14 protein-coding genes are annotated in these 14,705 nt (G+C 73.0%); 9 read left to right on the top strand and 5 right to left on the bottom strand.

Features of this window, described 5'->3' with window-relative positions; genetic code table 11:
- Position 1: 1 nt before the first annotated feature.
- From Psi01_RS36105 to Psi01_RS36090, 4 genes are all read left to right on the top strand, one after another.
- A complete protein-coding gene (locus Psi01_RS36105; protein ID WP_204068652.1) occupies positions 2–961 on the top strand; it encodes an ATP-binding cassette domain-containing protein in 960 nt (319 codons plus the stop codon).
- Positions 958–1,797 carry a hypothetical protein gene (locus tag Psi01_RS36100; protein WP_204068651.1) on the top strand — a complete coding sequence of 280 codons (840 nt, stop codon included), beginning with the start codon at positions 958–960 and terminating at the stop codon, positions 1,795–1,797. Before Psi01_RS36105 ends, Psi01_RS36100 begins: the two co-directional genes overlap by 4 nt.
- Before the next feature lie 142 nt (positions 1,798–1,939).
- Positions 1,940–2,650 carry a response regulator transcription factor gene (locus Psi01_RS36095; RefSeq protein ID WP_204068650.1) on the top strand — a complete coding sequence of 237 codons (711 nt, stop codon included), beginning with the start codon at positions 1,940–1,942 and terminating at the stop codon, positions 2,648–2,650.
- Complete coding sequence (locus Psi01_RS36090; RefSeq protein ID WP_204068649.1) at positions 2,647–4,278, top strand: sensor histidine kinase; 1,632 nt, start codon at positions 2,647–2,649, stop codon at positions 4,276–4,278. Before Psi01_RS36095 ends, Psi01_RS36090 begins: the two co-directional genes overlap by 4 nt.
- A gap of 77 nt (positions 4,279–4,355) precedes the next feature.
- Here the strand turns inward: Psi01_RS36090 and Psi01_RS36085 are convergent, their stop codons facing one another.
- On the bottom strand, positions 4,356–5,900 hold the full coding sequence (locus Psi01_RS36085; protein WP_204068648.1) for a cache domain-containing protein: 1,545 nt from the start codon (positions 5,898–5,900) through the stop codon (positions 4,356–4,358).
- Positions 5,901–6,055: 155 nt separating this feature from the next.
- On the opposite strand from Psi01_RS36085, the gene Psi01_RS36080 reads away from it, so the two are divergent.
- The 5 genes from Psi01_RS36080 (at position 6,056) to Psi01_RS36060 (ending at position 10,507) form a co-directional block, all read left to right on the top strand.
- On the top strand, positions 6,056–6,790 hold the full coding sequence (locus Psi01_RS36080) for an NUDIX hydrolase (protein WP_204068647.1): 735 nt from the start codon (positions 6,056–6,058) through the stop codon (positions 6,788–6,790).
- A gap of 62 nt (positions 6,791–6,852) precedes the next feature.
- On the top strand, positions 6,853–7,908 hold the full coding sequence (locus Psi01_RS36075; protein WP_204068646.1) for a lipopolysaccharide kinase InaA family protein: 1,056 nt from the start codon (positions 6,853–6,855) through the stop codon (positions 7,906–7,908).
- A 45-nt stretch (positions 7,909–7,953) separates the two neighbouring features.
- The gene (locus Psi01_RS36070) at positions 7,954–8,913 is read left to right on the top strand and encodes a hypothetical protein (RefSeq protein ID WP_204068645.1); all 960 of its coding nucleotides are present in this window, start codon (positions 7,954–7,956) and stop codon (positions 8,911–8,913) included.
- 8 nt (positions 8,914–8,921) lie between these two features.
- The gene (locus Psi01_RS36065) at positions 8,922–10,196 is read left to right on the top strand and encodes an adenylosuccinate synthetase (protein WP_204068644.1); all 1,275 of its coding nucleotides are present in this window, start codon (positions 8,922–8,924) and stop codon (positions 10,194–10,196) included.
- An 86-nt stretch (positions 10,197–10,282) separates the two neighbouring features.
- Entirely contained in the window at positions 10,283–10,507 is a 225-nt protein-coding gene (locus Psi01_RS36060) for a hypothetical protein (protein WP_204068643.1), read from the top strand.
- A gap of 88 nt (positions 10,508–10,595) precedes the next feature.
- On the opposite strand, the gene Psi01_RS36055 is transcribed toward Psi01_RS36060, so the two are convergent.
- The 4 genes from Psi01_RS36055 to pdhA form a co-directional block, all read right to left on the bottom strand.
- Positions 10,596–10,889, bottom strand: coding sequence for a Dabb family protein (locus Psi01_RS36055; RefSeq protein WP_204068642.1), 294 nt, complete (start codon positions 10,887–10,889; stop codon positions 10,596–10,598).
- Positions 10,890–10,979: 90 nt separating this feature from the next.
- The gene (locus tag Psi01_RS36050) at positions 10,980–12,485 is read right to left on the bottom strand and encodes a dihydrolipoamide acetyltransferase family protein (protein WP_239128279.1); all 1,506 of its coding nucleotides are present in this window, start codon (positions 12,483–12,485) and stop codon (positions 10,980–10,982) included.
- 7 nt (positions 12,486–12,492) lie between these two features.
- Complete coding sequence (locus tag Psi01_RS36045; protein ID WP_204068641.1) at positions 12,493–13,476, bottom strand: alpha-ketoacid dehydrogenase subunit beta; 984 nt, start codon at positions 13,474–13,476, stop codon at positions 12,493–12,495.
- Positions 13,473–14,591 carry a pyruvate dehydrogenase (acetyl-transferring) E1 component subunit alpha gene (pdhA, locus tag Psi01_RS36040; RefSeq protein ID WP_204068640.1) on the bottom strand — a complete coding sequence of 373 codons (1,119 nt, stop codon included), beginning with the start codon at positions 14,589–14,591 and terminating at the stop codon, positions 13,473–13,475. Before pdhA ends, Psi01_RS36045 begins: the two co-directional genes overlap by 4 nt.
- Positions 14,592–14,705 lie beyond the last annotated feature (114 nt).

The following is a 14,705-nucleotide window of genomic DNA, read 5'->3' as shown; positions in this document are numbered from 1 at the left end:
CATGATCGAGCTACGACGGCTGACCAAGCGCCACGGCGAGGTCCGCGCGGTGGACGACCTGAGCTTCGACGTCAGGCCGGGCATCGTCACCGGGTTCCTCGGCCCGAACGGCGCGGGCAAGACGACCACGATGCGGCTGATACTGGGCCTCGACGCGCCGACGGGCGGCACCGCCACGATCCGCGGGCGCCGCTACGCCGACCTGCCCGTGCCCATGCGGGAGGTGGGGGCGCTGCTGGAGGCCCGCGCGGTGCACCCGCGCAGGCGCGTCCGCGACCACCTGCTGTACCTGGCGCAGAGCAACGGCATCCCGCGGCGCCGGGTCGAGGAGGTGCTCGGGCTCGTCGGCCTCTCCCCGGCCGCCGGACGGCGCGCGGGCGGGTTGTCCCTCGGCATGGGCCAGCGGCTCGGCATCGCCGCGGCCCTGCTCGGCGATCCGGGGGTGCTGATCTTCGACGAGCCGGTCAACGGCCTCGACCCCGAGGGCGTGGTGTGGGTCCGCACGCTCATGCGGGACCTGGCCGCCGAGGGCCGGACGGTGCTGGTGTCCAGCCACCTGATGGGCGAGACGGCGCTGACCGCCGACCACCTGGTGATCATCGGCCGTGGCCGGTTGCTCGCCGACACCGGGCTGGCGGAGTTCGTCCGCGCGAACTCCCGGGACACCGTCGTGGTGCGCACCCCGGAGGCGCCGGAGCTCGCCCACCGGCTGCGCGAGGCCGGCGCGGCCGTACGGCGGGAGCCGGAGGACACCCTGACGGTGACGGGGGCGGAGAGCGCGGTGATCGCGAAGGTCGCGATGACCCACGGGATCGTGCTGCACGAGCTGACACCGCACCGGACCTCGCTTGAGGAGGCCTACATGGAGCTGACCCGCGGCAGCGTGGAGTTCGGCGCCTCCGGATCTGGGGGACTGGGCGCTTCCGGGGGACTGGGCGCTTCCGGGGGAGGCGGGCGATGAGCGTGTCATCCGCGTCCCTTCCGGCTGGCGCGCCGTCCACTCCCTCCGCGGCCTCCATGGCGGTGTCCTGGGCCGCCGTCCTGCGCTCGGAATGGACCAAGCTCCGCACCCTCCGCTCCACCTGGTACCTGCCGACCGGCGCCTTCGTGGCCGCCCTGGGCTACGGCTACCTGTTCGGCACCTCGAACGGGCGGGCCCACCTGGCCGCCGCCGCGGACGAGCGGGCGCTGTTCGACCCCATGGAGTCGGCCTTCCGCGGCCTCGTACTCGTTCAGTTGCTCGTCAACGCCCTGGGCGTGCTGGCCGTCACCTCCGAATACGCAGCGGGGACGATGCCGGCCAGCGCGACCGCCGTACCGCGGCGGGGCCGTCTCCTGGCGGGCAAGGCGGCCGTCGTCGCCGCGCTCGTACTCCCCTGCGGCCCGCTCCTGGCCCTCGGATCCTTCCTGGTCAGCCAGGCGGCGCTCGCCGCCCAGGGCGCTCCGTCCGGCGCGCTGACGGATCCCGGCGTACCGGGCGCGATCGCCGGCGCCGGCCTGTACCTGACCCTGATCAGTCTGTACGGCGTCGCGACGGGGTTCCTGATCCGCAGGACGGCGGGAGCGGTCAGCCTGGGGACGTTCCTGCTGCTGCTCCCCGCGATGGCGCCCCTGCTGCCGGAGTGGCCGGCCCGGATGCTCGTGACCTACTGGCCGAGCAGCGCGGGCCTGCGCCTGTTCGCCCCCGCTCCGGCTCCCGACGCCCTGCCGCCCTCCGCCGCCTTCGTCCTGCTCGCCGGGACCGCGCTCGCCCTGTCGCTGGCCGCCTTCGCCCGCTTCCGGGCGCGGGACGTGTGAGGCCGGCGTCTGTCGCCGTCCCCGGAATCCTTGGGATTCTGGGGACCGGACACGCCCCCGCCGGGCGGGCGCGTCCGGCGGGGGCATCGGTCATCGGTCATGGGTCATGGGTCATGGGTCATGGGTCATCGGGAGGGGACGGATGGACGGACACCGGCTGCTGGTGGTCGACGACGAGCCCGTGGTGCGTGAGCTGCTCTCGGCCACCCTGCGCTTCGCCGGTTACACGGTCACCTCCGCCGCCACCGGCTCCGAGGCGCTGGAGGCCGCCCTGAGCGACCCGCCCGACCTGGTGCTGCTCGACGTGATGCTGCCGGACCTGGACGGCTTCGAGGTCGTCCGCCGTCTCAGGGAACTGCCCCGGCCGCTGGAGTCCGGCCATCCGGGCCGGGTCCCGGTGCTCTTCCTCACCGCCCGCGACGCCACGACGGACAAGATCAACGGCCTGCGGCTGGGCGGCGACGACTACGTGACCAAGCCCTTCGACCTGGAGGAACTGCTCGCCCGCATCCAGGCCGTGCTCCGCCGTACGGGATCGGCCCCCGACGACCGGACGCTGCGGGCGGGCGATCTGGAGGTCGACCCCGACGGCCGCCAGGTGGTCAAGGCGGGCCGTCCGGTACGGCTGTCGCCCACCGAGTTCCGGCTGCTGCACTATCTGATCCTGAACACCGGGAAGGTGCTCTCGAAGGCGCAGATCCTGGAGCACGTCTGGCAGTACGACTTCGCGGGCGACTCCAGCATCGTCGACACCTACGTGAGCTACGTGCGGCGCAAGGTCGACACCACCGAGCCCAAGCTCATCCACACCATGCACGGAGTCGGATACGTGCTGCGCAGGCCGAGGACATGAGCACGGGACGGGATGGACGGCGCCCTCGGGGTCTCTCACTCCGGGGCCGCCTGCTGCTGATCACGACGGCCCTGCTGGCGATCGGGCTGGTGGTGAGCGGCGTGGTCGCGATCGCCACCCTCCGCTCCCACCTGGTGGACCGGGTCGACGGGCAGCTCAGGCCGTTCGCGGCGCTGCTGTCACGCCTCTCCCCCGAGATCCTCCGGTTTTCCGCCCACTCGCAGAGCGAGCAGGCCCTGCGGATGCTCCCCGGCACGGACCTCATCGACCAGGTGCACATCCTCTACCTCGCCCCGGACGGGACCGTCCAGCACCGGATCACCCTGCCCACGCGGGACCGGGAACGAGGACCGCGACTCCCCCGGCTGGACGCCGGGGCCGTCGCCCGGCTCGGCGGGCAGCCCTTCGAGGCACCGGGGCAGGACGGCGCCGCGCGCTGGCGGGTGACCGCGGTGTCCCGGGCCGCACAGCAGTTGTCACCGGGACGGGACCTTCCCCTCGGCGACGGCGGCGCCCCGGAGCAGAACCCTCCCCTCGGTGATGTGGACGGCGATGGCTGGGGGCAGGACCCTTCCCCCGGCGGGGGGAACGGCGGCGGCCCGGCTTCACCGGCGGGTGGCAGTGTCGTCGTGGCCGCCTCGCTGGACGGGGCGCGGTCCATCCTCGGCCGGCTCACCCTGGTCTGCGTGATCACCTCGATCGTGCTGCTGGCCCTGCTGGCCGTCGCAGGCTGGTTCGCCGTACGCGCCGGGCTGCGGCCGTTGCGCAGGGTCGAGGAGACGGCCGCCGCCATCGCCGGGGGCGACCTGTCCCGGCGGGTCCCGGGCCTGGCGGCGCCGGGGACCGAGGTGGGCCGCCTGTCGTCCGCGCTCAACGGCATGCTCGGCCAGCTGGAGCGGGCCTTCGCCGAGCGGGAGGCGTCGGAGGCCCGGATGCGGCGCTTCGTCGCGGACGTCAGCCACGAGCTCCGCACACCGCTGGTCGGGATCAAGGGATTCTCCGAGCTGCACCGGATGGGCGGCCTGCCCGACATCGACCGGGCCATGAGCCGCATCGAGAGCGAGTCGGGACGTCTCTCGCGGCTGATCGAGGACCTGCTCCTGCTGGCCCGCCTGGACGAGGGCGAGAGCGCCCTGCCGATGGACCTCGCCCCGATGGACCTGCGCACGCTCGCCGTCGACGCCCACCACGACCTGCGCGTGCTGGACCCCACCCGCCCGGTCACCCTGACCGGCCCGGACGGCGGCCCTCCCGGGGAGGCGCCGGTCCACGGCGACGAGGCCCGGCTCCGGCAGGTGACGGCCAACCTCGTCGGCAACGCCGTGGCCCACACCCCGCCGGGCACCCCCGTGCGGATCGGCGTCGGCACGGCCGGGGACGAGGCCGTACTGGTGATCGAGGACGCCGGCCCGGGGATGACCGCCGACCGGGCCGCCCGCGCGTTCGACCGCTTCTACCGCGCGGACGACTCACGCAGCCGTACGGCAGGCGGCGGCGCGGGCCTGGGCCTGGCCATCGTCCACTCCGTCGTCACCGCCCACGGCGGCCGCGTGGAACTCCACACCTCCCCCGGCCGGGGCGCCGCCTTCCGGGTGCTCCTGCCCGCCGTACCGGACTCCGCGTCCTGAACCGCCTGCCGGATGCCTCCGCCGTACCGGCCGACGCGTCCTGAACCGGAGCCGCGGGGCCGGGCGGGCGGGTGTCGTCAGTGCCGCATCTCGGCCAGGAGCTGGGAGAACTCCGCCTGCAGGCGGCCCGCCTCGGCGGCGAGGTCCGCCGACAGGCTCTCGATCCGGGCGGCCACCCGGCCGGTCGCCTCGGCCGAGTGCCGCACGCTCACGTTCTGCTCGCCCCCGTTCTCGCCCGCGATCGCCGCGGCGACCTCCCCGGTGCTGGCGCCGAGGCTGCGTACGGCGTTGGCCATGCGGTCGATGACCTGCGCGGCTCCCTGGGAGGTGTGCTGGATCGCCTCGATCTCGCGTGCGATCTCGTCGGTGGCCTGCGAGCTCTGCTGCGCCAGTTCCTTGACCTCGTTGGCCACCACGGCGAAGCCCTTGCCGATGTCGCCCGCCCGGGCGGCCTCGATGGTGGCGTTGAGCGCCAGCAGGTTGGTCTGGGCCGCGACCCGCCGGATCACCTCCACCACGCCGCCGATGGTCTCGGCCGCCGCGGTGAGGCCGTTGACCGTGCCGCCGGCGCTGGCCGTCTCGGTGGCCGCCCGCGCCGCCGTCGCACTCGACTGCTCGGCCAGGTGGGAGATCTCGCGCACGGTCTCGCTCAGGCCGCCGGTGGTGGTGCCCAGCTCCGCCGCGCCGTCACGCATGGCCAGGACCGCCTCGTCGAGGCGGGCGACGACCGTCGAGACCGTCGCCTCCAGCCGGGCGGCGAGCGTCTCGACGGAGCGGCGGCGGTCCTCCTCCGCCCGCGCCCGCAGTTCCTCGTGCTCGCGCTCCAGAGCCTGCTTGCCGGCGAGGTCGTCGCGCAGCACTCCGAGGGCTGCGGCCATCCGGCCGATCTCGTCACGCGAGGTCGGCGGCAGCGCCACGTCGGGGTCGCCTTCGGCGAGCTTGCGGGTCGCGGCGGTCAGGGCACGCACCGGACGGGAGATGCCCAGCCCGACCAGGACGAGCACGACGAGCACGGCGCCCACGACCGCGCCGGTCTGCAGGGCGGTGCTCCGCTCCTTGTCCAGAACGGTCGCCTGCATGTCGTCGATGTAGATGCCGGTGCCGATGACCCATCCCCACGGCTCGAACCCCGCGACGTACGACAGCTTGGCGACGGGCTCCTCCTTGCCGGGCTTGGGCCACTGGTACTCGACGAAGCCCGCGTCCTGGGCGCGCACCACCTTGACGAACTCGACGAACAGCAGCTTGCCGTCGGGGTCGGCGTTGCCGGACAGGTCCTTGCCGTCCAGCTCGGGCTTGATCGGGTGCATGACCATGACGGGGCTCATGTCGTTGATCCAGAAGTAGTCGCCCCCGCCGTAGCGCATCGCCTTCACCGCGGTCAGCGCGGCCGCCTTGGCCTGCTCCTCGGTGAGGACGCCCTTCTCGGCCTGCTCGTGGTAGCTCTCCACGACCGAGCGCGCCGACTCCACCAGGCTCTGGACCTTCGCCTTGCGCGCGGCGAGCTCGGTCGGCTCGATGTCCGCGAACCTGATCGCTCCCACGGCGAGGACTCCGATGACGGCGACCATGGCGAGCACGGCCAGCTTCGCCAGGATGGGGGTGTTCCGAAGATTGATCACGCTCTGACCTTCCGACCTGTTATGACACCTCACCGGTCGGCGGGTGGTCGATCGACATGAGTGATTTGTGTTACACGCCGGTACCGGAACTGCGGATTGACAGGCCCCCAAGTCCTTCTCATACTGAGATTGTCTCAGTTTGAGAAGGACAGGCGATGAGTAAGAGTGAATACCTGGCGGGCTACGATCCACGGGCCTATCCGGCGGTCGCCGTGACGGTCGACGTGGTGGCGCTCACGATCATCGGGGGCGTGCTGCACGTTCTGCTGGTCGAGCGGGGTGAGCCGCCCTACGCGGGGCGATGGGCGCTGCCGGGCGGGTTTATCCGGCCGGGCGAGGACCTGGACCAGGCCGCGCTGCGGGAGCTGTCCGAGGAGACCGGGATGACCGACCGGGTCCACATCGAGCAGCTCGCCAGCTACGGCGCGCCGGACCGGGACCCCCGGATGCGGATCGTCTCGGTGTCCTATCTGGCCTTCGCCCCGGACCTGCCCGACCCCCAGGCGGGCTCCGACGCCGCCGACGCCGCGTGGTACGGCATCGACAACCTGCCGAAGCTCGCCTTCGACCACGAGCGGATCCTGGGACACGCCCTGGAGCGGGCGCGGGCCAAGCTGGAGTACACCCCGCTGGCCACCGCGTTCGTGGGCGAGACCTTCACGATCTCCGAGCTGCGCCGGGTCTACGAGAGCGTGTGGGGGGTCCCGCTGCACGCGGGCAACTTCCACCGGAAGATCCTCTCGGTTCCGGGGTTCGTCGAGAGCACCGGCGAGACCACCGAGAGCGGCGGCGCCCGAGGCGGTCCCCGGGCCAAGCTCTACCGTGCCGGAGACGCCCGGCTCCTCCATCCCGCTCTGCTGCGACCGGAGCGGGAGGAGGAGATCCGGTGAACGCCGCGACCGGGCCGGGACGCGATCCGGCCGCCGCCGGCGGGCGGGCAGGAGGGCGGGCGATGACGACGGACGAGGCGATCGCCCTGGTCAACGCGGCCGGGGTCCCGCGCGACCTGTTCGGCGGCGACGCGCCGGGCACCGTCTACCGCCGGCTCGCCCGGCTCCTCCACCCCGACCTGGCCCGCGGTGCGGAGGCCGCCGCGGCCTTCGTCAGGCTGGCCGGGCTGTGGGCCGCCCGTTCCGCCCCCGGACGGGACGGGACCGCCGCCCCGGACCGCGCCTCCTCCGCCCGCCACGGGAGCGCGGGCGGGGAGAGGGAGGACGAGCCGGGCGGGGAGACGGTGATCACCACCAGGCGGGGGACCTACCGTCTCGGCGGGGTCCTGCGCCGCGGGGCCACGGCCGTGCTCTACCGGACCGACGGCGACACCCTCGTCAAGCTGCCCCTCAGCCCGGCCGACAACGACCTGATGCGGCGCGAGGCCGAGGCGCTCAGGACCGTCGAGCGCGAGGGCGACCCGCTGCTGCTGCCGTACGTGCCGCGGCTGGTGGAGTCCTTCCGCCACCGCTCGGACGGGATCGAGCGGCAGGCCAACGTGATCAGCAGGGCGCCGGACGGTTTCCTGACGCTGACCGAGATCTCCCGCCGCCGTCCGCGGCTGGACCCGCGGGACGCGGCGTGGATCTGGCGGCGGCTGCTGGTCGCGATCGGCACGGTCCACCGGGCCGGGATCGTGCACGGCGCCGTCTTCGGCCACCACGTGCTGGTCCACCCGATCGAGCACGGGCTGATCCTCGTCGACTGGAGTCTGTCGGTCCCGATCGGCAGCCCGCTCACCGCCCTGGTCTCCCGGCACCGCGACGACTATCCGCCCGACGCGCTCGCCGGGGAACCGGCCACCGCGGCCCTCGACATCCGCCTGGCCACCCGCTGCGTCGCCGCGCTCATGGGCGGGCCGGACGGCGGCACACACCACCTGCCCGCACCGATGCGCGCCTTCGTACGGGGGAGCCTGCTGAGCCCCCCGCACGACGCCTGGCGCCTGCTCGCCGAACTCGACGAGCTCCTCGACGACCTGTACGGCCCACGGAAGTACCGGCCGCTCCACCTCTAGCACGCCCCCTCTCAGCACGCCCCTCCGGAAGAACGGGAGTCCCTCATGGGAAGCGGAATCTGGTCCACCGACGTCTACTCCGCCGCCGAGCGCCTGCGCGCCGCCAGCGGCGCCAGCGCCTTCGCCTACAGCGACAGGGGCGCCCGCACCGTGCACGAGGACCTCGACCCCCACGGCGTGCGGTTCCGTGAGAGCCGCGACTCCGACGAGCACCCCCGGTCGCTGGCCGTGGCCGTGCTCTTCGACGTGACCGGTTCGATGGGCGGAGTGCCCCGCGCGCTGCAGACCAAGCTGCCGGACCTGCTCGGCCTGCTGCTGCGCAAGGGGTACGCCACCGACCCGCAGATCATGTTCGGCGCGATCGGCGACGCAACGTGCGACCGGGCGCCGTTGCAGGTCGGGCAGTTCGAGTCCGACAACCGCATGGACGAGCAGCTGGGCGACATCCTGCTGGAGGGCGGGGGTGGCGGTCAGATGACCGAGTCCTACGAGCTGGCGATGTACTTCATGGCCCGGCACACCTCGATCGACTGCTTCGAGAAGCGGGGCCGCCGCGGTTATCTGTTCATCATCGGCGACGAGCTGCCCTACCGGAAGGTGAAGCGGCGCGAGGTCCGCGACGTGATCGGCGACCGGCTGGAACGGGACATCCCGATCGCCGAGATGGTCGGCGAGCTGACCCGGATGTACGACGTCTACTACATCCTGCCCGCCGGGGCGAGCTACGCGGGCAACCGCGACGTGCTCGCCACCTGGCGCGCGCTGCTCGGGCAGAACGTGCTGGAGCTGGACGACCTGGACGCGGTCTCCGAGACCATCGCGCTCACCGTCGGTCTCGGCGAGGACGCCATCGACCTCGCCGAGGGGCTCGACGACCTGGAGGAGCTCGGCTCGGCCGCCGGGGCCTCGGTGTCCAAGGCGCTGGCCCGGCTGGATCGCGGAACGCTGGTGGTGGGCGACGGCCTCGGCCTCGACCGCGGCGGAAGCGGGGTGACACGGCTGTGAAGGACCACATGATCGTCGTCGATCTCGGGTACGGCGACGCGGGCAAGGGCGGGGTCGTCGACTGGCTCTGCGCGCAGGGCGACGTCGCCGCCGTGGTCAGGTTCAACGGGGGCGCCCAGGCCGGCCACAACGTGGTGCTGCCCGACGGGCGGCACCACACCTTCTCCCAGTTCGGGTCCGGGACGCTGCGCGGCGTCCCGACCCACCTGTCCCGGTACGTGGTGGTCGACCCCCTGGCGCTGACCGCCGAGGCCGAGCACCTGCGCCGGCTCGGCGTCTCCCGCCCCTACGGCATGATCACCGTCGACCGGGAGGCCCTGCTCGCCACGCCGTACCACATCGAGGCCGGCCGGGCCCGCGAGCTGGCGCGCGGTGAGGACCGGCACGGGTCCTGCGGGATGGGCGTCGGCGAGACGATGGCCTACGCGCTGGAGAACCCGTTCGTGGCGCCCAAGGCCGGCGACTGCGAGCGGCCGGGGCTGCTCGCCCAGAAGCTGAACCTGCTGCGCGAGCGGCTGGGGGTCGGCGGGCCCCCGGTCGCCGACTGCGTGGCCGCCTACCGGGCGTTCGCCGCGCGGGTGGCCCTGGTCGACTCCTCGCACATGACCCAGCTGCTGCGCCGCAGGCCCGTCGTCTTCGAGGGCGCCCAGGGGGTGCTGCTCGACGAGTGGCACGGCTTCCACCCCTACACGACCTGGAGCACGACGACCTTCGACAACGCGCTGGCCCTGCTGGAGGGGGTGCACGCCGTACGGCTCGGCGTGTTGCGCACCTACACGCCGCGGCACGGGCCGGGACCGCTGGTCACCGAGGACCCGGACCTGGCCCTGCCCGAGCCGCACAACGGCGACGGCCGCTGGCAGGGGCCGTTCAGGACCGGGCACTTCGACGCCGTGGCCCACCGCTACGCGCTGGCGGTCGCCGGCGGGGTGGACGCCCTGGCCCTGACCCACCTGGACGCGCCGGTGTCGCGGATGTGCGACTCCTACGACATCGGGGAACTGCCGGTGGGCCGCAAGGGCGACCTGGCGGGCCAGGCCGCGCTCACCGCCCGGCTGGGCGAGGCCCGCCCGCACTACGTCGACGGGGTCACCGACTGGCCGACGGCGGTGTCCGAGGCTCTGGGCGTGCGCGTCTGGCTGGGCTCCTCCGGTCCGACGGCCAGGGCCAAGTCGCTGTTCCCCTCCGCCCCGCCGCGCAGGAACGACATGCGCGTCATGGCGCACGCGGGGACGGCCAGGGAGCGGGCCGGCTATCGGCCCCGACCGCTGCGCTGGGCCTGAGACCGGGATTTTGCGCACGCGGAGGCGGGTATGACCGACCCCGAACGCGTTGTTTACCTGGCCGCTATGTGTGCCCGGAGGTCCGGATGGGTGTCGGGGTCAGCATCTTCTTTCTCACGCTCGGTGCCATCCTCCGGTTCGCCATCGAACCCGACGTCCTGGGCGAGAACGTGCACATCGACGTCATCGGGTTGATCTTCATGATCGTCGGCGGGGTGGGGGTCGTGCTGAGCATCCTGCTCGCCCCGCGGCGTGGCAGCACCTCCGACAACCGCCTGATGCACCGGGAGAACCAGCCGCCGGAGTTCTGACCGGCGGCCGGCGACCGATGGGCCGGTGGGCCGGTGGCGGTGGGACGTCCGGCGGTGGGACGTCCGGCGGCGGGGCGTCCGGCGGCGGTCAGAAGGTGAACTGGGCGGCCGCGCGGGAGGCCAGGATCGGCTTGATGTGCTCGGCGATCACCGCCTGGTGGACCGGGTGGTCGCGATAGACGAGATAGTCGTCGACGCTGTCGAAGTCCGCCACCAGGGCGAACTGGTGGTTGCCCTGGTTCACTCCGGCGTCGGCGCCGAGGGTGTAGGAACGGATCTCGGGGATGATCCCGGGGAGCCTGCCGAGCTCGGTCACCACCGCGGCCCTCTGCTCGTCGGTGGCGTCATCGGCCCAGGTGAACAGCACGACGTGGCGGAACATGGTCGTCCTTTCGGTTCGGATGCCCCGCCAGCGTACGGCCGGCGGGCGGGACGGCCGCCGCCGCCCCGCCCCGTGGGATCCGCGGCCGGCTCAGCCCCAGGCGAGCATGCGCAGCGGGTCCTCCAGCATGTCGCCGACGTCGCGCAGGAACCGCGAGCCGAGCTCTCCGTCCACGATCCGGTGGTCGAAGGAGAGCGCCAGCGTGCACACCTTGCGCGGCACGATCTGCCCGTCCACCACCCACGGCAGGTCCCTGATCTGGCCGAGGGCCAGGATCGCGGACTCGCCCGGGTTGAGGATCGGGGTCCCCGCGTCCACCCCGAACACGCCCACGTTGGTGATCGTGAACGTACCCCCCGCCATGTCGGCGGGCTGGGTGCGGCCCGCCCTCGCGGTCTCGGTCAGCCCGCCGAGCGCCGCCGCGAGCTCCGGCAGCGACAGGGCGTGGGCGTCCTTGACGTTGGGGACGATCAGGCCGCGCGGGGTGGCGGCGGCGATGCCCAGGTTCACGTAGTGCTTGACCACGATCTCCTGCGCCGCCTCGTCCCACGACGAGTTGATCATCGGATGGCGGCGGGCCGCGACGAGCACCGCCTTGGCGACCAGCAGCAGCGGCGAGACCTTGACCTCGGCGAAGTCGGGCAGGGCACGCAGCCGCGCGACCGCCTCCACGGTCGCGGTCACGTCGACCTGGAGGAACTCGGTCACGTGCGGGGCGGTGAACGCCGAGGACACCATGGCCTGGGCGGTCGCCCTGCGCACCCCCTTGATCGGGATCCGCTCCTCGCCCCCGGCCGGTACGGCGCGCGCCGCCGGGCGGGCGGGTCCGGTCTCCTGTCCGGGCGCGGCGTTCGCGGCCGAGTGCACGTCCTCGCGGGTGATCGAGCCCTGCGGCCCGGTCCCGGAGAGCGTGGCGAGGTCCACTCCGAGGTCCTTGGCGAGCTTGCGCACCGGCGGCTTGGCCAGTACGGCGACACGACCCGTGCCGGGACCGTCCGCCCCGGCGTGCGCGTTCCCCGCGGGAGCCGGGACCGAGGCCGGAGCCGGAGAGACCGGAACCGGAGCCGCGGAGACCGGAGGCGCGGAGACGGGAGGCGCGGAGACGGGGGCTGCGGCGGCCGGGGTCGCGGAGACGCCTGAGCCCGGAGCCGCCGGGGGCTGCTTGCGCGGGCGGCGCTTGGCCGCGCCCATCTTGACGCCGTAGCCGACCAGCACGGGCTGGCGCTCCTCCTTGGGCGGCGCCGGCACCATGTCGTCGGCCAGGGCCTCGCCCCGCCCGGCGCGCTCGGCCGTACCGCCCTCCCCGCCGGACAGGGCCTCCCCGGCCACCGCGCCGCCGGACCCGGCCGCCGGGCCCGACCCGTCGTCGACCGCGATGATCGGCGTGCCCACGTCGACGGTCTGCCCCTCCTCGGCCATCAGCGCCGAGACCACGCCCTCGAACGGGCAGGGCAGCTCGACCACGGCCTTGGCGGTCTCGATCTCCACGATGGTCTGGTTGACCTTGACCGGGTCGCCGACCTTCACGTGCCAGCGGACGATCTCCGCCTCCGTCAGGCCCTCGCCCACGTCGGGGAGCTTGAACTCCTTCATCATCTCCCTCTCAGAACGCGAACGAGCGGTCGACGGCGTCGAGCACCCGGTCCAGGTCGGGCAGATAGTGCTCCTCCAGCCGGGAGGGCGGGTACGGCGTGGACGGCCCGCCGACGCGCAGCACCGGCGCCTCCAGGCTGTAGAAGCACTCCTCGGTGATCCGGGCGGCGAGCTCGGCGCCGTAGCCGCTGAAGACGGGCGCCTCGTGCACCACCACGCACCGCCCGGTGCGCCGTACGGACTCCGCGACCGCGGGCATGTCCAGCGGGTTGAGCGAGCGCAGGTCCACGACCTCCACGGAGCGGCCGTCCTCCTCGGCGGCCGTCGCGGCCTCCAGGCAGGTCTTCACCATCGGGCCGTAGGCGAGCAGGGTGATGTCGGCGCCGGGGCGGACGACACGGGCCTCGTCGAAGGCCGGCCAGTCGCCGCCGCCGAGGGAGGTGTCGACCTCGGCCTTGTCCCAGTAACGCCGCTTGGGCTCGAAGAACACGACCGGGTCGTCGCACCGGATCGCCTGCTGGATCATCGTGTAGGCGTCCGCCGGGTTGGAGCAGGCCACCACCCGCAGGCCCGCGGTGTGGGTGAAGTACGCCTCGGGGGACTCGCTGTGGTGCTCCACGGCCCCGATGCCGCCGCCGCAGGGGATGCGCACGACCACCGGCAGCCTGATCGCGCCCAGCGAGCGCAGCGGCATCTTGGCGAGCTGGGTGATGATCTGGTCGGCGGCCGGGAAGACGAAGCCGTCGAACTGGATCTCGCAGACCGGGCGGTAGCCGCGCAGCGCCAGGCCGATGGCGGTGCCGATGATCCCCGACTCGGCCAGCGGGGTGTCGATCACCCGGTCCTCGCCGAAGTCCTTCTGCAGCCCGTCGGTGACCCGGAAAACGCCACCGAGCTTGCCCACGTCCTCGCCCATGACGAGGACCTTGGAGTCGTCCTCCATGGCCTTGCGCATGCCCTCGTTGAGGGCCTTGGCCAGGGTGAGCGTCGTCATCGGCTGCTCTCCTCGCTCTCGAACCCGGCGAGGTAGGCGGCGAACCGCGCTCTCTCCTCATCCATCAACCGGTGCGGCTCCGTGTAGACGTGATCGAAGATCTCCAGCGGCTCGGGATCGGGCATCTCCAGGCAGCGCCTGCGCACGTCGCGGCCGAGCTCGTCGGCCTCGGCGTCGATCTTGTCGAAGAAGGCCTGGTCGGCGAGCTGGTTCTTGAACAGGTAGGCCCGCACCCGCTCGATCGGGTCCTTGAGCTTCCAGGCCTCCAGCTCGTCCTGCACCCGGTAGCGGGTCGGGTCGTCGGAGGTGGTGTGGGCGCCCATGCGGTAGGTGAAGGCCTCGATGAGCGTGGGCCCCTGGCCCTCGCGGGCGTTCTTCAGCGCCTGGCGGGTGACCGCCAGGCAGGCGAACACGTCGTTGCCGTCCACCCGGATGCCGGGGAAACCGAACCCGCTGGCCCGGCGGTAGAGGGGGATCCGCGACTGCTTCTCCAGCGGCTCCGAGATGGCCCACTGGTTGTTCTGGCAGAAGAACACCACGGGCGCGTTGAACACCGACGCCCAGATGAACGACTCGTTGACGTCGCCCTGGGAGGTGGCGCCGTCGCCGAAGTAGACGATCGTGGCGGCCCCGTCCTCGCCGACGGCCCCGTCGCGCTGGATGCCCATGGCGTACCCGACGGCGTGCAGCGTCTGGCTGCCGATCACGATCGTGTACAGGTGGAAGTTGTGCTCGGCGGGGTCCCAGCCGCCGTGGTTGACCCCGCGGAACAGGCCGAGCAGGTTCAGCGGATCGACGCCGCGGCACCAGGCCACGCCGTGCTCGCGGTAGGTCGGGAAGGCCATGTCCGCTTCGGTGAGCGCCCGGCCGGAACCGATCTGCGCGGCCTCCTGGCCGAGCAGCGAGGCCCAGATTCCCAGCTCGCCCTGGCGCTGCAGGGCGACGGCCTCCAGGTCGACCCGGCGGATCATGACGAGGTCGCGGTAGAGGCCGCGGACCTCCTCGGGCGTCAGGTCGATGTCGTAGTCGGGATGCTCGACCCGCTCCCCCTCGGGGGTGAGCAACTGGACGAGCTCGGGGGGTGCTTGCGCACCACGAGAGGCGTCGGCTGTCACGTGCCGCTCCTGTGTGCTCGGGGCCGTCTCGGCAGGATCACTGCCGCCGACCGGCCGGTTAGCGACGCATCGGATCCGTCTGGTAGGGGTTCGTCAGCGCTTGTGGACATCGTG

The sequence above is a fragment of the Paraplanobispora siamensis genome (assembly GCF_016863175.1).
GTDB lineage: Bacteria > Actinomycetota > Actinomycetes > Streptosporangiales > Streptosporangiaceae > Planobispora > Planobispora siamensis.
This window is presented reverse-complemented; position numbering and strand designations above follow the sequence as displayed.